Below are 18170 nucleotides of genomic sequence, written 5' to 3' on the forward strand. Positions count from 1 at the left end.
TGAACCTGCTGTTCTCCACGTTGATCGGCGGGGTGCTGGCTGCGGCCGGGCTGTCGGCGATGCCGTGGGCGGTGCGGATGCACGGGGCGTTCACCCAGCAGGGCTTCGCCGAGGGCGTCCAGCACGGCTTCCTCGGCGGGCAGTTGGGCGCGCAGGCTGAGGGTGTCGCGCAGGTGGCGCTCCAGCGGGTGGCGGCGGTCGAGGCCGGCGCTGCCGGTGAGGGTGAGGGCCCGCTGCACGGTGTCGCCCGCGGTGCGGGCGGCGAGCAGTTGGACGGCGGGGGCCCGGGTGGCGGCGGCCGGGTCGGCGTCGGTGCGGGCGGCGAGGCCGTGCACGAGTTCCTCGGCGCCGGTGAGCGCGGCGTCGAGTTCGCCGAGCGGGCGGCGGTGGGCGGCGGCGGTGTCGCGCAGCCGGGCGGCGGACCAGTCGAGGGCGGCCCGGGCGGTGCCCAGCAGGATCGCGGCGAGGGCGAGTTGCCGCCAGGCGGCGGCGACCGGGTCGGGTGCGGGGGCGGCGCCCCGGGGCAGCAGGACGGCGTCGGCGCCGACCCGGGCGTCCTCCAGCAGGACGTCGTGTCCGGCGGCGGCGCGCAGGCCGAGCTGGTCGGCGGCGGGGTCGATCTCCAGTCCGGAGCTGTCGGCGCGGAGCAGGAAGAGTCCGGTGCGCGGCTGGGCCTCGGCGGTGCGGGCCTCGACGACCAGCCAGGCGAGCGCTTCGGCGCCGGGGCAGTAGGGGGCGCGGCCACCGAGCCGCCAACTGCTGCCCTGCCAGTGCGCGGTGACGGCGGGCGGCCGTCCGGCGGCGGCGCGCAGGGTGCCGACCAGGGCGGGGCCGCGGCGGGATTCGGTGAGCAGCCGCCGGTAGAGCGCGGCGGGCCAGGGCGCGGTGCGGGCCTGTTCGGCGTGGTGGAGCAGGGTCTGCGCGGTGAGCAGGGCGACGGAGGCGTCGCCGCGGCCGAGTCTGGCCAGCACCCGGACGGTGTCGGCGAGTCCGGCGCCGGGTCCGCCGTGGCGGCGGCCGACGGTGAGGGTGAGCAGTCCGGCTTCGTGGACGGTCTCGACCCCCTGGTAGGGGAAGGTGCCGTCGCGGTCGTGCTCGGCGGCGCGGGCGGCCAGCAGGTCGACGACCCGGGGCAGCCGGGCGAGCGCGCGTTCGACGGCGCCGTCGGCGCCTTCGGCGGGCGCGGTCGTGCCGGCGGTCGCGGCGGGGGTGGGGACGGTCGGCTGCGCTGCGGTGCGGGTCATGGCGGTGGGCCTCCGGGCCGGGCGGCGTGGGTGTCGGGCGTCCGTGACGGTGGGGGTGTCAGGAAGCCGGACAGACCGCGCCGGCGGTGCGCCGGAGGTCCACGTGCAGGCGTCGGGTCAGCAGCAACGGCCGGGGCATCGGGTGTCAGCCCTGCTGGAACATCTCCGCCGGAAGCGGCTTGAGGAGCTGGTAGAGATCGTCCGAAATCGGCCGGTCCCAGGAGGCGATGGTGACCTGGACGCCGTCGCTGCGGCCGAACTGGGAGCAGTAGAGCCGCCCCTCGGTGACCTTGACCTTGCGGACGATCAGCAGGTCGTCGCCGAGCATGACCGGGAAGTCCTCGGCCGAGACGAAGTCGACCTGCTCCTCGTTCTCCAGCGAGGCGAGCAGCTGCCGGGCCTCCAGCGGGACGCCGTCCTCGCTCTCGCGGGCGGGCGACTCCTGCGGGACGTTGCCGATCAGCATGGCCGGGCCGCGGCCGCCGAGCAGGTCGTACTGCAGGAAAATGCCTTGGCAGGATCCGTCCTGACCGGCCAGGATCATGGCACCGAAGTCGCCGGGCCAGTCGCCCGGATCCATGGCCAGTACGTCGAAGTCCGGGCCGGCGGGCTGTCCGGAGCGACGGCGGAGAAATGACATGGGCCCATCGTACGTGCCCGGTGGGCGGGGGCCGGTGCGCGGGTCCGCGATCAGGCCGAGATCTACGCTCAGGGACCAATGTTGACTCTGAGCAACCGTCCGGGCTACGTTCGGTTCAGCACGACGGCCGCTCCGGGGCGAGATCCACAGGGAGCGGCTTGTCGCAGCGTGCCTTGCGCGCATTCCCTCACTGCGCACGCGGTCGTGTGAACTCAGAGCACCATTTGCTGATTCAATGGTCCTTGGACGGTTCCTGGAGCCTGCGGGTGATTCCGGCTGGCTCCGGACCTTCGAAGTGCCTCCGGGGCGCCCCCGGGATCGGCATCACAACATCATCCACAGAACACCCAGAGCCAGGTTCGCGGGCCCTTCGCCGTCGCGTTCGCGAACCTTGCCCGGATCACCGCCGCGTGGGGGCGTGCGGAATCCGGGCTCCGGCCCAGCCGGGGAGTCGCTCTTCCCGGTCGGGTCACTCCCGTTGTGACGGCTGCCGCACCCTGTGCGGCAGGGGTTGGGAGGGCCCGTCAGCGGCGCCGTTGACGGGCAGCACAAGCGGGCGCCGTGCCTATACCGCGTGGGGGCGGTAGGCACGGCGTCTGCCTGCTCTTACTGTGCTGGCAGGCTTGTCGACCAGTCAACAAGATTCGGCCCATCAGAACTCTTTTGTAACCTCGGCGTATGCCCACTCGTCACCTACGCGCGGGTTTCTGGGCTGCGCGGTTCCCGGACCGGCCGTCTCCGCACCGGCCCGAACCGGCCGTCCCGGAGGCGGCCGGTTCGGGCCGGTGCGCGCCCGCCTACTCGCCCTGCTGCTGCGGCGCTTCCTGCGGCTGGATGTCGAACTCGCCGTCCCGGGCGCCCAGCACGAAGGCCCGCCACTCGGCGGGGGTGAAGATCAGCGACGGGCCGTCGGGCTCCGCGCCGTTGCGCATCGCGATGTACCCCTGGACGAAGGCGATCTGCACGCCCTCCTCGTCCCCCGGGGCGTTCAGCCACTCGGCGCCGCTCACGTCCAGTTCGATCTTGCGGCGCTCTTCCGCCGCCTGGGCCGCTTCTGCCGGCGTCATCCGCACGTCCTTCCGTTCCGCCCTGCCTGCCTGTTCGGGCACCAGCGTAGCCAGTCGGGGCCGTCCGGTCCGGGCGTTCCTCCCCGGCGGGCCCGCGGGCGGGGCGACTGCGCCGATCCGGCCCTCCGGCGGCGACACCTGTGCTAGGGGCCGCGTTCCGGGCGGCGGCCGGGTGAGGATGGGGTGACGAGCAGTCAGCCACCCACCCGGGAGCAGCCGATGGACCAGCGGGACGGCAGCCGCGCCGACGTCATCCCGATCACCACCGCGCCCTCGGCGCCGCCGGTGGGCGCCGCGACGGGCACCGTGACCGTGCCCGCGCCGACCGTGCCGCGGCCCTCCCGGCCGGCCGGGCACGGGCGGGTGGGCCTGGTGCTGGTGTCGCAGAGCCAGGAACTCGCGGACGCGGTGCGGACGCTGGCGCTGGCCCTGCTGGAGGGGGGCGACCCGGCGCCGGTCGCGGCGACCGGCGGCGCGCTCGCGGACGGGCCGGGCAGCAGCGCGGCGCTGGTCGCGGCGGCGGCCCGGCGGGTCGACCAGGGCCACGGCGTGGCGGTGCTGTGCGACCTGGACGGCCCGGTGCGCACGGTGCTGACCGTGCTGGCGGCGGCCGACGAGCACGGCCTGCCGTTCCCCACCCGCTTCGCGGACGCCCCGTTCGTGGAGGGCGCGGTGGCCGCGGCGGCGACCGCGACCGCGGGCGGCGACCTGGCGGCGGTGCTGGACGCGGCGGAGGAGACCGCCCGTCGGCCGAAGCGCTGACGGCCCCCTCCCCCGCCCGTCGGCCGGAATCCGTCCGATGGGTTGGTTTGGCCGCGACTGTGCGGATTTCGTGTACGCCGGGCCCGGCCGCGCCGCTAGAGTCGGCCGCACCGGCCCGGCGGGGGGAGTCCCCGGGCCCGATCGAGGGGTGGTGCGGGTCGATGCGCGTGGTGGTCACCGGCGGGGCGGGGTTCATCGGAGCCAACCTGGCCAGGGAGTTGACATCCCGTCCGGAGGTGGCGGAGGTCCGGGTGGTGGACGACCTGTCCACCGGCAGCAAGGCCAACCTGGCGGGGGTGGACGTCACCTTCTTCGAGGGCAGCATCCTCGACCCGGCCCTGCTGGACGCGGCGTTCACCGGCGCCGACGCGGTGGTGCACCTGGCGGCGCTGCCCTCGGTGCCGCGCTCGATCGCCGCCCCGCTGGCCAGCCACCGGGTCAACGCCACCGGCACCCTGGAGGTGCTGGAGGCGGCCCGCCGGGCGGGCGGCCTGTACGTGGCGGCGGCGTCCTCCTCCTCGGTCTACGGCGCCAACCGGGAGCTGCCCAAGCGCGAGTCGATGCGCCCGGTGCCGATGAGCCCGTACGCGGTCTCCAAGCTGGCCGCCGAGTCCTACCTCGGCGCGTACCACCACTGCTACGACCTGGGCGTGCTGCCGCTGCGCTTCTTCAACGTGTTCGGGCCGCTGCAGGCCGCCGGGCACGCGTACGCCGCCGTGGTGCCCGCGTTCCTGGACGCGGCGCTGGCCGGGCGGCCGGTGACGGTGCACGGGGACGGGCGGCAGAGCCGCGACTTCACCTACGTCGGCACGGTCACCCAGGTGCTCGCCGAGGCGGTGCTGCGCCGGGTGGTCTCCGCGGACCCGGTGAACCTGGCCTTCGGGACGCGCACCTCGCTGCTGGAACTGATCGACCTGATGGGCGGGGTGCTGGGCGCCCCGGTCGCCGCCGAGCACGTCGACCCGCGACCGGGGGACGTCCGGGACTCGCAGGCCGACAACGCGCGGCTGCGCGAGCTCTTCCCGGACGTGCTGCCCGTCCCGCTGGACGAGGGCCTGCGGCGCACCGCGGACTGGTTCCGGACCCTCTAGTGCCGCGGCGGGGGCGCACGCTCGGCGCGCGCCCCCGGCTCAGTGGAGCTCGGTCAGCTCGAAGTGCGCCGTGTCCTTTCCGGCCAGCGCGCGGGCGACGTGGTCGCGGGCCCGATCGCCGACGTCGGGCAGCGCGTCCGGGTGGAACCAGCCGACCTCCAGCGACTCGTCGTCGTTGACCCGGGCCTCGCCGGACAGCAGCCGGCAGCGGAAGACCAGGTCGAGGTACTGGCTGCGGTCGCCGTTCGGGTACTCGATCATCGGGGAGACGCCCACCGCGACCAGCTGCTCGGGCCGCACCGTCACGCCCGTCTCCTCCAGGCACTCGCGCACCACGGTGTCCGCGGGCTGCTCCCCCGGATCGATGATGCCGCCGATCAGCGCCCACCTGCCGTTGTCGGCCCGCCGCCCGAGCAGCACCCGCCCGTCCTCGTCCAGGACCACCGCCGACACCCCGGACAACCACAGCGGCCGGTGGCCGACCACCTGGCGCAGCTCCGCCAGAAACGCAGGAATTCCCATGCCCCGGAGCCTATGCGCTGCGCGCGGCCCGGCGGGGCGGTGTTCCGGCCGACGGACGGGGGCGGCCGGCGGTTGTGACGCCCTCCGGGCGGGGGCGGGGCGGGGAGCCCTTGCGCTGCGCGTGGCCCGGCGGGGCGGTGTTCCGACCGACGGACGGGGGCGGCCTGGGGCGGGGTCAGCGGGTCAGGGGGCGGGCGGGGGTGCCGATGACGGTGGTGGCGGGGGGGACGTCGCGGGTGACGGTGGCGGCGGCGCCGACGAAGGCGGCGCGGCCGACGGTGCGGCCCTGGAGGACCACGGCGCCGGAGCCGACGGTGCTGTCGTCCTCCAGCCGGACGGCGCCGGAGACGTTCGCGCCGGGGTAGACGGTGACCCGGGCGCCGAGCAGGCTGTCGTGGCCGACGGTGGCGTTGTAGTGCACCTGGCTGTGCGGGCCGAGCCGGACGCTGCTGGAGACGTGCGCGCCGCCCATCACCAGGCAGCCGGGGGCGAGTTCGGTCTCCGGGGCGATGATCGCCCGGGGGTGCACCAGGGTGACGGGGTGGCCGCCCGCCGCGTCCAGCAGCACGGCCAGCCGGGCCCGCACGGCCGGGTCGGCGATGCCGATCACGTACGGTGCGCCGTGCGGCAGTTCGGTGGGCTCGCGGACGGGCAGGCCGCGCACCTCGCCGCCGGCCAGCCGGTCGTCCAGGAAGCCGGACACCGCCGTGCCCGCGGCGAGCGCCACGTCCAGCGCCTCGCGTCCGACCCCGCCCGCGCCCGCGATCCACACCATGCGCCGTGCTCCGTCCTGAGTGGGGACATCGATGATCCGTCAGGGAAAGTACCCGGCCGGGCGGTCGCGGTCGCCCGCTGCCGTCCGGCCGGATCGTCGTGCTCGGGTTCCCTCAGCCGCGCAGTTCCTCCCGGGCCAGCCGGGGCGCGGTCGCGGTGGCCTGCCGGGGCAGCACGATCCGGGGGGCGGCCGGGGCGGGTGCCTCGACGGGGACCGGGAAGCCGGGGTTGACGCCGCCGGCGGCGGTGATGCCGGTGGGGCGCAGCAGCATCTTCGCGGTGAGGGCGAGGATCCGCAGGTCGAGGGCGAGGCTGTGGTGCTCGATGTACCAGAGGTCGAGTTCGATGCGTTCGGGCCAGGTGATGGAGTTGCGGCCGCGGACCTGGGCCCAGCCGGTGAGGCCGGGGCGCAGGGCGAGTCGGCCGCGCTGGCGTTCGGAGTAGTGGGCGACCTGCTCGGGCAGGGTGGGGCGCGGGCCGATGACGCCCATGTCGCCGCGGACGACGTTCCACAGTTGCGGGAGTTCGTCCAGGCTGGTCTTGCGCAGCAGCGCGCCGAGGCGGGTGATGCGCGGGGCGTCGGGCTCGTCCTCGTGGTGCTTGTCGCGCATGGTGCGGAACTTGAGGATGCGGAACTCCTGGCCGTACCGGCCGGTGCGGGTCTGTCGGAAGATCACCGGACCGCCCATGGTGGCACGGATCAGGAGGGCGATCAGCAGGCCGAGCGGGACGGCGATGATCCCGGCCAGCGCGGTGACCGCGAGGTCCCCCCCTCGCTTCATTTCTCCCCCAACTGGGTTGGTGCGTTGTGGTGTTGTGGGCGCGCTCGGGGCTGCTCGGCGCGCAGGTGGTGCGGTGGTGCGGTGCTCAGTCGGTGGTCCAGCGCAGCCCGCGGTGGCGGGCGACGGCGGCGTAGGTCTCCAGCGAGACCCGGGCGACCGCGCGCTGGTCGAACTGGTCGAGGGCGCGGCGGCGGGCCGCCGCACCCAGGCGGGTCCGCAGGCCGGGCTCGGTGAGGAGCCGGTCGAGCGCGGTGGTCAGGGCGGCGGCGTCGGCCGCCGGGGCGAGCAGCAGGTGCTGGTCGTGGGTGCCGATCTCGCGGCAGCCGCGGATGTCGCTGAGCAGCATCGGCAGGCCGCTGGCGGCGGCCTCCATGCCGGAGCGGGAGAAGCCCTCCCGGTAGGAGGGGAGGACGAAGACGTCGAGGGCGGCGTACACGGCGGGCATGTCGTCGCGGGCGCCGAGGAACTCCAGGCCGGCCTCGGCGGCGCGCAGGGCGTCGGGCTTGTCGGGGTCGTCGGGGCCGATCCACACGAAGCGGGCCTTGCCGGCCAGCGCGCGGGCGGCTTCGGCGTACTCGCGGATGCCCTTCTCGGCGACCCGGCGGCCGACTCCGCCGACCAGCAGTTCGTCCTCGGCGAGGCCGAGTTCGGTGCGCAGCCGGGCGCGCAGGGCGTCCCGGGCCGGGCCGGGGGCGGGGAAGCGGTCGAGGTCGATGCCGTTGCCGACCACGCGGGAACGTTTCGCCGGGACGCCCCACCTGGCGAGCGTGGCGCGGTCCTCGGCGTTCTGGTAGAGCTCGGCGTGCGAGAAGCGGGCGGCCAGTGCCTCGGCGCCGAGCACGGCGAGCCGTTTGGCGAACGGGTCGTGGGCCTGCGCCCACAGGCCGTGGCAGGTGTTGACGACCACCGGGACGCGGGCGAGCCGGCCCAGCACCCGGCCGAGCACGCCGGTCTTCGGGTTGTGGGTGTGCAGCACGTCGGGGCGGATCTCGCGCAGCGCGGTGAGCAGTTCGCGGGCGGCGGCGAGGTCGGCGCGCGGCTGCCAGGCCCGGGTGAGCGAGGGCAGCGGCCGGTGCCGGACGCCGATCTGCTCGATCCGCTCCAGGTAGGGGCCGGGCGCGCTGAGGCCGTAGGCGTGCAGGCCGTGCTCGACGTCGACGGTGAGTTCGGTGGCGAGCAGCAGGTGCAGCGACATGTCGACGGTGGTGAGGTGGGCGACCTTCAGCGGTCGGCCGCCCTCGCCGCGCAGGCGGAGGGGGAACTGCTCAGGCACCGGCGCCCACCGCCTTCGCGGCGGCGACGATCCGGGCGTAGGCGCGCTCGGGGACGAGCCGGCCGTACAGCTTGGCCCGGAAGAAGTCGATCGGGTCGGTGCGCCGGACCGGGACGCGGTGGAAGCGGACCGGGTCGTAGCCGGGCAGGTTCCGGCCGACCCGGCCGGTGGCGGAGGTGCGGAAGCGGGCCCGCAGCGCGGCGTCCATGTGCGGGACGGGGCGGCCCCAGGTGTAGGCGAAGTGCCGGGGGCGGGTGCCGAGGTGCTCCTCGACGTCGTCGCCGCAGGCGTCGAGCTCGGTGGTGGTGAGCAGTTCGGGGCGGGCGTGGCTGCGGGTGTGGTTGGCGACGGTGCACAGCCCGGAGGCGGTCATCTCGCGCAGTTGCTCCCAGCTGAGGCCGGTGGCGGGGGCGCCCTTGGCGGTGGAGCCCTCCCAGCGCATCGGGCCGCCGACCAGGCCGCTGGCCAGGTAGATCGTGAACGGGAGGCCGCGTTCCCGGAGCAGCGGCCAGGCCGTCTCGTGGGTGTCGGCGAAGCCGTCGTCGAAGGTGAGGACGGTGCTGGGGGTGCGCAGGCCGGCTTCGAGCCGGTCGGCGGCGGTGTCCAGGGAGACCACCCGGCCGGGCGGCAGTTCGGCGAGCAGGTCGACCTGGGCGGTGAAGTCGGCCGCGGCCAGGTCGAGTTCGTCGGTGGTGCCGCCGCCGACCCGGTGGTAGATGAGCACGGTGGCGCCCTCGCCGGGCACCCGGCCGGCCGCGCGGGCCAACTGCTGCTTGACCTTGGAGCGGATGCCTCCGGCGTCGCCGGCGCTGCTCGCCATGAATCCCCCTCGCGGTGCCCCCGCACCGGACCTGTGACTCCCCCGGCCCGCGGTCGACGCGGGCGATGCGAATCACAGTAGGGGGAACTGTGGGGCTCCTGCCCCCGAAACGTGAAAGAAGTGCGTAGGTAGGCCGAAAATAAGCCGGTCCGACCGGTCCTGTCCCGTTGGAGGACGTTTTCCGGTCGGCGGGACGGGCGGGTGCCCGGCGGACGGGGTGGCGGGCGGACGGGTGGCGGGTGGCCCGCTCAGGGGGTGGCGCCGCCGCCCGGGCGGAGCAGCGCGACGCCGATCCGGACCAGCAGCAGCAGCCCGGCGGCCAGGCAGCCGGTCACCGCCATCGCCCAGGCCGGGCCGTCGCTCTCCGGGACCAGCACCGCCACCGCGATGCCCGCCCCCACGCAGACCAGGCCGAGCAGGGCCAGCAGCGGCTGGTGGCGGCGCAGCGCACAGCCGCCGAACAGCGCGGGCCAGCGGGTAGCGGCGCGGTCACTTCGGGTGTCTGCCATGCCATCCACGGTAACCCGGCGCGGGGGAACCGACCACGGCCGTCGGACCCTTGCGCGGACCCGCCCGGCCCGTCCCGGCCCACCCGTCCGCGAGGTCCTCCGAACCGTCCGCGCGCCGTTCCCGGACGGCCCGCCGGAGCGCCCGCGAAATCTCGCCGTCCGGCGTACAACCATCCCGGGACCTCGCGGGTCTCCACTACATTGAGCGATCCAGGAGCCGTCCGGCGTGCGGGGTAGGGAGTACCCGCCGCGGGCTAGATCACTCGGGTGCGGAGCCGCCGCGCCCGGGGTCGGAGGCCGGGCTCCGCCTGCCGACGGTACCGCCACGCCGCTTGCCGGCGACCGAGGGGGGAACCGTGTCGTACGCCACCGCCACCGCTGCCACCGCTGCCGTCTGCGCCCCGCCCCAGCCCGTCGTACCGTCCGCCGCCGCCCCGCGCCGACCCCGGGAACGGGACCGGGGCAGCTGGCTGCGCTTCAGTCCGGCCCAGCCGCTGTTCCGGGCCCGCGCGGCGCAGCGGCTGGCCGTGCTGGCGTACCACGGGATCACCGACCCGGCCTCGTTCGGCGCCCAGCTGGACCGGCTGCGGCGGCTGGCCACCCCGGTGTCGGTGCCGGACGTGGAGCGGGCGCTGGCCGAGGGGCGGCCGCTGCCGCCGCGCTCGGTGCTGGTGACCTTCGACGACCCGGACCGGACCGTGCTGCGGCACGCCCTGCCGGAGCTGGTGGCCCGGCGGATCCCGGCGGCGGCGTTCGTGATCGCCGAGCTGGTCGGCACCGAGAAGCCGTTCTGGTGGCACGAGGCGGCGTTCCTGGCCCGGCACGGCGGCCGGGCCCGGATGCTGCCCGGCGGCGGCTCCCCCGACCGGGTGCTGGCGCTGCTGAAGGCGATGCCCGACCCGGACCGCCGGCGCAGCCTGGCCGAGCTGCGGGTCTCCGCGGGCCGCCGCCCGCCGGCCCAGGAGCAGCTGCGCCCGGAGGACCTGCTGACCCTGCGGGAGGCGGCCGTCACGATCGGCAACCACACCCTGGGGCACCCCTCGCTGCGGCGCTGCGACGAGGCGACGGTGCAGGCGGAGATCGCCGGCGCGCACCGGGTGCTGACCGGCTGGCTGGGCGAGGCGCCGTCGGCGTTCGCCTACCCCGACGGCGGTTTCGACGAGCGGGCGGACGCGGTGCTGCGCCGGCTCGGCTACCGGCTGGGCTTCCTGTCCGACCACCGGCTGGGCCCCCGGCTGCCCGCGCACCCGCTGCGGATCAGCCGCCTCCAGGTCGACTCGACCACCTCGACCCGCCGCTTCGACACCATCCTGTCCGGCCTGGAGCCCGCGGTGCAGCGGCTGCTGGGCGCGCAGGCGTAGCGAACGGCCCGAGGCCCGCACCCCCCGCAGGAAGGGGGGTGCGGGCCTCGGGCGTGTCCGGGTCCGCGTCCGGGCCCGGTCAGGCGGTGGTGCCGGTGGGGCGGATGCCGCGCATCCGGCCGATCGCGTAGACGGCGCCGGCCAGGGCGAGGTCGGAGAGCAGCATGAAGCCGATCGAGTAGCTGCCCTTGGCGCTGTAGATGGCGCCCATCACCAGCGGCGGGACGAAGCCGCCGAGGCCGCCGACGGCGCCGACGATGCCGGTCACCGAACCGACCTGGGCGACCGGGGTGACCTGGGCGACCAGCGCGAACACCGCTCCGCTGGTGGTGCCGAGGCCGGCCGCCATCACCATGAAGGCGATCGTGCCGATCGGGCTGAGCTCCGGGTCGAACGCCTGCACGACGGCGAACAGCGCGGTGATCGCCAGCGCCCAGCAGGTCACCACGGCCGGGTGGACCCGGTCCGACAGCCAGCCGCCGAACGGCCGGAAGACGACCGTGACCAGGGCGAACCCGGCGGCCTTCGTCCCGGCGTCGGTCGCGGACAGCTCGTACCAGGTCTTCAGGTACGTCGGCAGGTAGACGCCGAACGCGACGATCCCGCCGAAGCCGATCGCGTACAGCGCGGACAGCTCCCAGGTCACCCGCAGCCTCCCGGCCCTGCCGAGCCGGGAGGCCAGCGAGGCGGTCGGGACCACCCGGTCGGGGCGGTCGCGCAGCAGCAGGAACGAGACCACCGTGTAGGCGGCCAGGGCGATGGCCATCACCCAGAACGGCAGGTCGTGGCCGTGCTTCCACAGCCGGGGGGTGAAGTAGCCGGACAGCGCGACACCGCCCATGCCCATGCCGAACACCCCGACGCCCAGGCCGCGCTTGCTCGGCGGGAACCAGGAGTTCACCAGCGGCACGCCGATCGCGAAGGTGGTGCCGCCGAGCCCGAGGAAGAAGCCGACCGCCAGCAGCGCCCCGTACGACTCGCGGGCCGGGATCAGCAGCAGCACCGGGACGATGGTCAGCGCCGACATCAGCGGGAACATCAGCCGGGCCCCGAAGCGGTCGGTCAGCGCACCGACCGGGACGCGGCCCAGCGAGCCGACGATCACCGGGACGGCGACCAGGAACGACTGCGCGAACGAGGTCATGTGCAGTGTCTTGTTGAACTCGCCCGCCAGCGGGGCGATCAGGTTCCACGCCCAGAAGGTCAGCGCGAAACCGATGGTGGCGACCACCAGGTTGGTGTAGGCCGTCCCCGACACCCGGTCGTCGTCCGGCGCCCGCTCGTTCGATGCTGTCAGCTGTCCCATGAGACCCAAGCCTCTGCGGACGCGCCGCCCCCGACCGGGAACACGCGCGGGCGTGGTCATACGGTCATTCAAACGGAGCAGGGGGTGCGCACCACCAGGGGTTCGGGGAACGGCGAGTCCGTGCTGCTGCGTGCTTGAACAGAACCGGAAGCCGATGCGCTGGGCGGCAGTGAACCGCCCGCAGACCGGGCCTCGCCGTTCCCCGGGCCCCCGGCGGGGGCTCTTGTTCGGGGTAGAGTCGGTGCTCGTGAAGATCGCCCTCGTGGACTCCGGAATCGGACTGCTCGCCGCCGCCGCCGCGATCCGCCGGGCCCGGCCCGACGCGGATCTGGTGGTGTCGGGCGACCCGGACGGCATGCCCTGGGGGCCGCGGACGCCCGGGGACATCACCGAGCGCGCGCTGGCCTGCGCCCGGGCCGCGGTGGAGTACCGGCCGGAGGCACTGGTGGTGGCCTGCAACACGGCGACGGTGCACGCGCTGGCCCGGTTGCGGGCGGAGTTCGAGCCCGGGCTGCCGGTGATCGGGACGGTCCCGGCGATCAAGCCGGCCGCCGCGACCGGCGGGGTGGTGGCGATCTGGGCGACCTCGCGGACCACCGGCAGCGCCTACCAGCGCGGGCTGATCGCCGAGTTCGGCGGGGCCGCGCGGGTCCACGAGGTGGCCTGCCCGGAGCTGGCCGAGGCGGTGGAGCGGGCCGACGGGGCCGCGATCGCCGCGGCGGTCGCCTCGGCCGCCGCCCGCACCCCCGCCGGGACCACCGACGTGGTGCTGGGCTGCACCCACTACGAACTGATCGACGACCGGATCGCCGCCGCGCTCCCGGGCCCGGTCCGGCTGCACGGCTCGGCGGGCGCGATCGCCGCGCAGACCCTCCGCCGGCTCGCCCCCGGCACGCCGACCGGCGGCGGCACGCTGACCGTCCTGCACTCGGGCCGCCCGGCGGCGCTGCCGCCCGAGGCGCTGGCGTACCCGCAGGGCGCGCTGCTGACGGCCGCCGCCCGGGTCTGAGCCCGGCGCCCTCCCCCCGGTCGGGGCCCGTCCGCCCGGGCCGTCGTGCCTCGGGGTCGGTCGGGGCCGGATCGGGCAGACTGCCCGGGTGACGGTCCTGTGGTGGGTCTCGGTGGTGTCGCTGCTGGCGTGGCTGTGGCTGGCGGTGTGCCACGGCGGGTTCTGGCGCACCGACCAGCGGTTGCCGGGGGGCGGCGGCGAGCCCGCGTCCTGGCCGTCGGTGGTGGTGCTGGTCCCGGCCCGGGACGAGGCGGAGGTGCTGCCGCTGTCGCTGCCCGGGCTGCTCGCCCAGGAGTACCCGGGGCGGGCCCGGGTGGTGCTGGTCGACGACCACAGCACCGACGGCACCGGTGGGCTCGCCCGGGAGCTGGCGCGGCGCGTCGGCGGGCTGGAGCTGACGGTGACCACTCCCCCGCCGCTGCCGGCGGGCTGGACGGGCAAGCTGTGGGCGCTGCGGCACGGCGTGGAGCGGGCCGGGGCGGACGCCGAGTGGCTGCTGCTGACGGACGCCGACATCGCGCACCGGCCGGGCTCGCTGCGGGCGCTGGTCGCGGCGGGCGAGGGCGGCGGCCTCGACCTGGTCTCGCAGATGGCCCGGCTGCGGGTGGAGAGCGGCTGGGAGCGGCTGATCGTCCCGGCGTTCGTGTACTTCTTCGCGCAGCTGTACCCGTTCCGCCGCTCCAACCGCACCCGGTCCCGGACGGCCGCGGCGGCCGGCGGCTGCTCGCTGGTGCGGCGGCGCGCGCTGGAGCGGGCGGGCGGGGTGGCGGCGATCCGCGGCGCGGTCATCGACGACGTGTCGCTGGCCCGGGCGGTCAAGCGCACCGGCGGCCGGACCTGGCTGGGCCTCGCCGACCGGGTCGAGTCCGTCCGCCCCTACCCCGGCCTGGGTCCGCTGTGGCGGATGGTCTCGCGCAGCGCCTACGCCCAGCTGCGCTACTCGCCGCCGCTGCTGGCCGGCACGGTGGCGGGCCTGGCGCTGGTCTACCTGGTGCCGCCGGTGGCCGCGCTGGCCGGGGCCGCGGCCGGGGCGTGGTGGACCGCCGGGGCGGGGCTGGCCGCCTGGGCGGTGATGGCCGGGACGTACGCGCCGATGCTCCGTTACTACGGGCAGCCGGTCGCCGCCGCGGCGCTGCTGCCGTTCACCGCGCTGCTGTACCTGCTGATGACGGTCGACTCGGCCGTCCAGCACTGGCGCGGCCGCGGCGCCGCCTGGAAGGGGCGCACCTACCCGCGGCCGCAGCGGGCCGAATAGCCGCGCGGCGCGGCGGGCAGGATCCGACGATGGAACGCCAGGAGATCTCCCGGATCGCGCACCGCGACCACCCGATCGCCGCCCCGCTGTCCGACGAGTCGGTGCGGGAGCTGCTGGAGCGGCTGCTGCGCGGCCGCTCGGGCGGTCGGCTGCTCGACCTCGGCTGCGGCGAAGCCCCTTGGGCGGTGCGGGCGTTGGCCGCGCACCCGGCGCTGCGCGCGGTCGGCGTGGACACCGACGCCGGGGCGCTGCGCGCCGCCCTGCGCAGCGCGCAGCGGCTCGGCGTCGACCGGCGGATCGGCCTGCACCACCACGACGTGCGGGAGTTCACCGCGTCCGAGCCGTTCGACGCGGTGCTGTGCGTGGGCGCGGCGTACGCCTTCGGGGGGATCGGGCCGGCCCTGGAGGCGATCGGGCCGCTGCTCGCCCCGGGCGGGGCGGTGCTGCTCGGCGAGACCTACTGGGAGGGCGAACCATCCGACCTGGCACGGGAGTTGTTCGGCGACGGGGTCCGCGACCTGGCCGGGACGGTCGGGGCGGTCCGGGCGGCCGGCTGGCTGCCGGTCGCCGGGCACACCTCCAGCCGCACGGAACTCGACGCCTACGAGTGGGCCTGGACCGGCTCGCTCACCGACTGGGCCCTGGAGCAGCAGCCGGGCCCCGACCGCGATCAGGCCCTGCGGACGGCGGCCGAGCACCGCGAGGAGTGGCTGACCGGCTACCGCGACTGCTTCGGCTTCGTCACGCTGGTGCTGCGCCGGGCGTCCTGACCGGCCGGCGGCCCTCGTGCTCCGCGAGGGCGATGGCGCGGCGGAGGTCCTGCGCGTACGCGTGCGGCTGCTCCCAGGCCGCGAAGTGGCCGCCGTCCGCGTGCTCGACGAACTCCCGGAGGTCGACGTACCGGGCGGCGAAGCCGCAGGGGGCGGGCTTGGTGTCGTGGGCGAAGGCGCTGAGGACGGTCGGGGTGGCGACGTACGGGACGGGCGGCACGAACTCGGCGTAGGGCGCGAACGAGGTGCCGATGGTGTCGGTGAACCAGTAGGCGCTGATCCAGGTGAGCAGGTCGTCCTCGGTGAACGGGACGTGCGACCAGCTCCGCAGCTTCTCGGCGATCCAGGAGGCGAGCCCGGCGGGCGAGTCGGCCAGGGCGGGGGCCAGCGTGTGCGGCTTGGTGGACTGCTGGGCGATGTAGCCGCCCTCGGCGCGCTGCCAGGCGGTGGCGGCGTCGAGGTGGGCGAGCTCCTCGGGGCCCAGGGCCGAGCGGTCGGCGAAGACCGCGTGCAGCGGCGAGACGTTGGTCAGGTGCAGGGCGGCGACCCGGTCGGGGTGGGTGGCGGCGAGGTGCTCGGCGACGTCCGCGCCGAGGTCGCCGCCGGAGAGGACGTAGCGGCGGTGGCCGAGGCGGTGGAGCGCGTCGGCCACCGCCGCGGCCATCGCGGCGGCCGAGGTGCCGGGCCGCGGCGGTCCGGCCGAGAACGGGAAGCCGGGGAGGGCGGGGACCAGCACGTTCAGGTCGGCGAGCAGCGGGAGCACCCGTTCGTACCGGAGCACCGAGTCGGGCCAGCCGTGCAGCAGGACCACGGTGGGGGCGTCCGGGTCGGCCCGCTGGTGGACGAGGCGCAGCGGGCCGGTGCCGGTCTCGACGCTCTCCCAGGGCAGGGCGAGGATCCGGGCCTCGTGGGCGCGCCAGTCGTAGCGGTCGCGCCAGTGGGCGAGCAGGCGGGCGAGGAAGTCCGGGTCCGTGCCGCGCTCCCAGCCCGTGGCCGGGGGCAGCGGCGGCCGCCGGGTCGCGGCGAGGCGCCGGCGCAGGTCGTCCAGGTCGGCTTCGGGCACGGGGGCGAAGGGCAGCGGCATGTGTACAACCATACACATCATGTGTTCACGCGTACACACGGGATGGGCCGACGCTACCCTGGGGCCATGGACAGCACGACGGCACGACCCAAGGACGCCTCGCGCACCCGCGAGCGGATCCTCGCCGCGGCGCGGCGCGAGTTCGCCCGGGCCGGGTTCGCGGGCACGACGGTGCGGGCCGTCGCCGCCGCGGCGGAGGTGTCGCCGAACCTGATCACCCGGTACTTCGGCGGCAAGGAGGGGCTCTTCGTCGCCGCCACCGAGGTCCGGCTCGACCTGGAGCGGGTGTTCGCGGGACCGCGCGGCTCGCTCGGACGCCGGCTGGCCGAGGGCATCGTGGCGCGGTGGACCGGCATGGAGGGCGAGGACCCGCTGCTCGTCCTGCTCCGCGCCGCGGGCGAACGCGGCGAGGCGGCCGAGGCGCTGGCGGCGTTCCTCGACCGGGAGTCGCTGGAGCCGCTGCGGCGGCAACTGCTGCGCTACGGCCTGACCGAACCGGAGGCGCTCGCCCGCGCCCGGGCGGTCGACACCTTCGTGCTCGGCGTCTCCGCCCGGCTGCGGGTGCTCCGCGACGACCTCGGCGACCGCGCGGAGCTGACCGACTGGATCGCCGACACCGTCCAGCACTTGCTGGACGCGCCCTGACCGACGGGCCGTCAGCGGGCCGGACGACCGGGAGGACGGCGGGGCGGGCGGGCCGTCAACGGCCCAGCAGGCGGCGGGCGGTGGGCTTCACGAACTCGTACCTGGACATCTGCTCCAGGTCGCGGAGCCAGGCGGTGCGGCCCGGGGGCCGGCGGACCAGCTCGCGGTAGACCTCCTCGAAGGCGGTGGAGACGTGGTCCAGCGAGAACCGGCCGACCACCCACTCCCGGCCCCAACTCCCCAGCTCCGCACGGCGGTCGGGGGCGTCGGCGAGGGCGCGGATCTGGGCGGCCAGCGCCTTGGCGTCGGCGGGGTGGTCGCCGTGGCCGTACATGCAGCGGGAGGCGTGCGGTTCGACCAGCGGGCCGGGTTCGTGGATCGCGGTGTAGCCGGCCGCGCCGTGCACGATGACGGGCTTGCCGAAGGCCAGGCCGCGCAGGGCCGAACCGCCCATGCCGAGGACGATGTCGGCGGCCTGGTAGGCGGGGCGCGGGTCGGGGCGCTGGCCGGTCAGGACGACCGCCTGGCGGCCGAGCTCCTCGTTGACGGCGGCGGCCTCGGCCCGCAGGTGCTCCTCGCTGGGGCCGCCGCCGACCACCGCGAGGACCAGCTTCGGGTCGTCGAGCAGCCGGACGGCGGCGATCGTGCGGGAGACCCCGGCGTCCTTCTCCAGGCCGGCGACCAGCCGGGTGACCACGCAGAGCAGCAACTGGCCGTCGGCGGCGCCCACTTCGGCGCGGAACGCGGCGCCGGAGACCGCGCCCGGCGCGTCGGAGCCGGTGTCGACGGGGGGCTCGATCAGCCGCAGGTCGCGGTGCCCGAAGGCCCGGCCGTCCGGCATCAGGGCGCCCAGGCCGAGCACCAGCGGCTGGTAGCGGGGCATGCCGCGGAGCATCCGGATGCCGTAGAAGGTGGTGACGATCGGGAGCCGGCCCTGCCGGCCGGGGCCGAAGTAGGCGTTGCGGGCGGCCCGGACCTCCCAGGCGTGCACCACCTGGGAGCCGTGCTCGTCGGCGAGCTTGGCGAGCCGGGCCCGGACCACCGCGTGCGGGGTGCCCGGGTCGCCCGCGACCACCAGGTCCAGGCCGTGCCCGGCGGCGAGCTCGACCAGCGGGGCCGGCCCGTCGACGCCCTGGGCGAACAGCACCGGCTGGTGGCCGCGGTCGCGCAGGGTGCGGGCGATGTCGACGGCGTTGAGCTGGGCCCCGCCGAGGGCGAGGTTGTTCAGGTGGACCAGGACCCGGACGGAACGCATG

20 protein-coding genes are annotated in these 18170 nt (G+C 75.9%); 7 read left to right on the plus strand and 13 right to left on the minus strand.

Translation table 11 applies throughout. From position 1 onward, the window contains the following. The 4 genes from ACWEO5_RS14400 to ACWEO5_RS14415 form a co-directional block, all read right to left on the minus strand. The coding region (locus ACWEO5_RS14400; RefSeq protein ID WP_452162705.1) for an acyl-CoA dehydrogenase family protein at window positions 1-1244 on the minus strand (1244 nt) is incomplete at its 3' end. Window positions 1245-1302: 58 nt separating this feature from the next. Continuing rightward, entirely contained in the window at window positions 1303-1383 is an 81-nt protein-coding gene (locus ACWEO5_RS14405) for a putative leader peptide (protein WP_344551819.1), read from the minus strand. A gap of 6 nt (window positions 1384-1389) precedes the next feature. Continuing rightward, window positions 1390-1884, minus strand: a complete 495-nt coding sequence (locus ACWEO5_RS14410) for a hypothetical protein (protein ID WP_344551744.1) — start codon at window positions 1882-1884, stop codon at window positions 1390-1392. Window positions 1885-2681: 797 nt separating this feature from the next. Further along, window positions 2682-2951, minus strand: coding sequence for a DUF397 domain-containing protein (locus ACWEO5_RS14415; RefSeq protein WP_344551743.1), 270 nt, complete (start codon window positions 2949-2951; stop codon window positions 2682-2684). Window positions 2952-3134: 183 nt separating this feature from the next. Here ACWEO5_RS14415 and ACWEO5_RS14420 point away from each other — a divergent pair, with 183 nt between their 5' ends. After that, window positions 3135-3713, plus strand: coding sequence for a PTS-dependent dihydroxyacetone kinase phosphotransferase subunit DhaM (locus tag ACWEO5_RS14420; protein ID WP_452162706.1), 579 nt, complete (start codon window positions 3135-3137; stop codon window positions 3711-3713). A gap of 161 nt (window positions 3714-3874) precedes the next feature. Further along, on the plus strand, window positions 3875-4804 hold the full coding sequence (locus ACWEO5_RS14425; protein ID WP_452162707.1) for an NAD-dependent epimerase/dehydratase family protein: 930 nt from the start codon (window positions 3875-3877) through the stop codon (window positions 4802-4804). Between the two features lie 39 nt (window positions 4805-4843). Here the strand turns inward: ACWEO5_RS14425 and ACWEO5_RS14430 are convergent, their stop codons facing one another. From ACWEO5_RS14430 to ACWEO5_RS14455, 6 genes are all read right to left on the minus strand, one after another. After that, the gene (locus ACWEO5_RS14430; protein ID WP_344551740.1) at window positions 4844-5326 is read right to left on the minus strand and encodes an NUDIX hydrolase; all 483 of its coding nucleotides are present in this window, start codon (window positions 5324-5326) and stop codon (window positions 4844-4846) included. Window positions 5327-5501: 175 nt separating this feature from the next. Then, the gene (locus ACWEO5_RS14435; RefSeq protein ID WP_452162708.1) at window positions 5502-6101 is read right to left on the minus strand and encodes a NeuD/PglB/VioB family sugar acetyltransferase; all 600 of its coding nucleotides are present in this window, start codon (window positions 6099-6101) and stop codon (window positions 5502-5504) included. Between the two features lie 112 nt (window positions 6102-6213). Then, window positions 6214-6882, minus strand: a complete 669-nt coding sequence (locus ACWEO5_RS14440) for a sugar transferase (RefSeq protein ID WP_452162709.1) — start codon at window positions 6880-6882, stop codon at window positions 6214-6216. 85 nt (window positions 6883-6967) lie between these two features. Further along, window positions 6968-8155 carry a glycosyltransferase gene (locus ACWEO5_RS14445; RefSeq protein ID WP_452162710.1) on the minus strand — a complete coding sequence of 396 codons (1188 nt, stop codon included), beginning with the start codon at window positions 8153-8155 and terminating at the stop codon, window positions 6968-6970. Beyond that, window positions 8148-8975: a polysaccharide deacetylase family protein gene (locus ACWEO5_RS14450; RefSeq protein WP_452162711.1), complete on the minus strand. Its 828-nt coding sequence runs from the start codon at window positions 8973-8975 to the stop codon at window positions 8148-8150. Before ACWEO5_RS14450 ends, ACWEO5_RS14445 begins: the two co-directional genes overlap by 8 nt. A gap of 248 nt (window positions 8976-9223) precedes the next feature. Beyond that, window positions 9224-9484, minus strand: coding sequence for a hypothetical protein (locus ACWEO5_RS14455; RefSeq protein ID WP_452162712.1), 261 nt, complete (start codon window positions 9482-9484; stop codon window positions 9224-9226). A gap of 356 nt (window positions 9485-9840) precedes the next feature. Here ACWEO5_RS14455 and ACWEO5_RS14460 point away from each other — a divergent pair, with 356 nt between their 5' ends. Further along, window positions 9841-10845 (plus strand): polysaccharide deacetylase family protein, encoded by a 1005-nt coding sequence (locus tag ACWEO5_RS14460; RefSeq protein WP_452162713.1) that lies wholly within the window; start codon window positions 9841-9843, stop codon window positions 10843-10845. 79 nt (window positions 10846-10924) lie between these two features. On the opposite strand, the gene ACWEO5_RS14465 is transcribed toward ACWEO5_RS14460, so the two are convergent. Then, on the minus strand, window positions 10925-12151 hold the full coding sequence (locus tag ACWEO5_RS14465) for an MFS transporter (RefSeq protein ID WP_452162714.1): 1227 nt from the start codon (window positions 12149-12151) through the stop codon (window positions 10925-10927). Between the two features lie 247 nt (window positions 12152-12398). On the opposite strand from ACWEO5_RS14465, the gene ACWEO5_RS14470 reads away from it, so the two are divergent. The 3 genes from ACWEO5_RS14470 (at window position 12399) to ACWEO5_RS14480 (ending at window position 15185) form a co-directional block, all read left to right on the plus strand. Further along, window positions 12399-13160, plus strand: coding sequence for a glutamate racemase (locus ACWEO5_RS14470; RefSeq protein ID WP_452162715.1), 762 nt, complete (start codon window positions 12399-12401; stop codon window positions 13158-13160). A gap of 70 nt (window positions 13161-13230) precedes the next feature. Further along, window positions 13231-14415: a glycosyltransferase gene (locus tag ACWEO5_RS14475; RefSeq protein WP_452162754.1), complete on the plus strand. Its 1185-nt coding sequence runs from the start codon at window positions 13231-13233 to the stop codon at window positions 14413-14415. A gap of 29 nt (window positions 14416-14444) precedes the next feature. Further along, window positions 14445-15185 carry an SAM-dependent methyltransferase gene (locus ACWEO5_RS14480; RefSeq protein ID WP_452162716.1) on the plus strand — a complete coding sequence of 247 codons (741 nt, stop codon included), beginning with the start codon at window positions 14445-14447 and terminating at the stop codon, window positions 15183-15185. On the opposite strand, the gene ACWEO5_RS14485 is transcribed toward ACWEO5_RS14480, so the two are convergent. Next, window positions 15157-16269, minus strand: coding sequence for an epoxide hydrolase family protein (locus tag ACWEO5_RS14485; protein WP_452162717.1), 1113 nt, complete (start codon window positions 16267-16269; stop codon window positions 15157-15159). The two genes, ACWEO5_RS14480 and ACWEO5_RS14485, sit on opposite strands and share 29 nt — an antisense overlap. Before the next feature lie 66 nt (window positions 16270-16335). Between ACWEO5_RS14485 and ACWEO5_RS14490 the strand changes: the two genes are divergently transcribed. Then, window positions 16336-16914 (plus strand): TetR family transcriptional regulator, encoded by a 579-nt coding sequence (locus tag ACWEO5_RS14490; RefSeq protein WP_344551729.1) that lies wholly within the window; start codon window positions 16336-16338, stop codon window positions 16912-16914. A gap of 55 nt (window positions 16915-16969) precedes the next feature. On the opposite strand, the gene ACWEO5_RS14495 is transcribed toward ACWEO5_RS14490, so the two are convergent. After that, window positions 16970-18169 carry a glycosyltransferase gene (locus ACWEO5_RS14495; protein ID WP_452162718.1) on the minus strand — a complete coding sequence of 400 codons (1200 nt, stop codon included), beginning with the start codon at window positions 18167-18169 and terminating at the stop codon, window positions 16970-16972. Window position 18170: the final 1 nt, after the last annotated feature.

It is taken from the genome of Kitasatospora sp. NPDC004272, from assembly GCF_053603035.1.

Coding starts and splice junctions, on each gene's coding strand:
- ACWEO5_RS14485 (WP_452162717.1), bottom strand. CDS start 16,269: ATGCCGCTGCCCTTCGCCCCCGTGCCCGAAGCCGACCTGGACGACCTG.
- ACWEO5_RS14405 (WP_344551819.1), bottom strand. CDS start 1,383: ATGCCCCGGCCGTTGCTGCTGACCCGACGCCTGCACGTGGACCTCCGG.
- ACWEO5_RS14425 (WP_452162707.1), top strand. CDS start 3,875: ATGCGCGTGGTGGTCACCGGCGGGGCGGGGTTCATCGGAGCCAACCTG.
- ACWEO5_RS14495 (WP_452162718.1), bottom strand. CDS start 18,169: ATGCGTTCCGTCCGGGTCCTGGTCCACCTGAACAACCTCGCCCTCGGC.
- ACWEO5_RS14435 (WP_452162708.1), bottom strand. CDS start 6,101: ATGGTGTGGATCGCGGGCGCGGGCGGGGTCGGACGCGAGGCGCTGGAC.
- ACWEO5_RS14480 (WP_452162716.1), top strand. CDS start 14,445: ATGGAACGCCAGGAGATCTCCCGGATCGCGCACCGCGACCACCCGATC.
- ACWEO5_RS14465 (WP_452162714.1), bottom strand. CDS start 12,151: ATGGGACAGCTGACAGCATCGAACGAGCGGGCGCCGGACGACGACCGG.
- ACWEO5_RS14455 (WP_452162712.1), bottom strand. CDS start 9,484: ATGGCAGACACCCGAAGTGACCGCGCCGCTACCCGCTGGCCCGCGCTG.
- ACWEO5_RS14430 (WP_344551740.1), bottom strand. CDS start 5,326: ATGGGAATTCCTGCGTTTCTGGCGGAGCTGCGCCAGGTGGTCGGCCAC.
- ACWEO5_RS14410 (WP_344551744.1), bottom strand. CDS start 1,884: ATGTCATTTCTCCGCCGTCGCTCCGGACAGCCCGCCGGCCCGGACTTC.
- ACWEO5_RS14440 (WP_452162709.1), bottom strand. CDS start 6,882: ATGAAGCGAGGGGGGGACCTCGCGGTCACCGCGCTGGCCGGGATCATC.
- ACWEO5_RS14490 (WP_344551729.1), top strand. CDS start 16,336: ATGGACAGCACGACGGCACGACCCAAGGACGCCTCGCGCACCCGCGAG.
- ACWEO5_RS14415 (WP_344551743.1), bottom strand. CDS start 2,951: ATGACGCCGGCAGAAGCGGCCCAGGCGGCGGAAGAGCGCCGCAAGATC.
- ACWEO5_RS14450 (WP_452162711.1), bottom strand. CDS start 8,975: ATGGCGAGCAGCGCCGGCGACGCCGGAGGCATCCGCTCCAAGGTCAAG.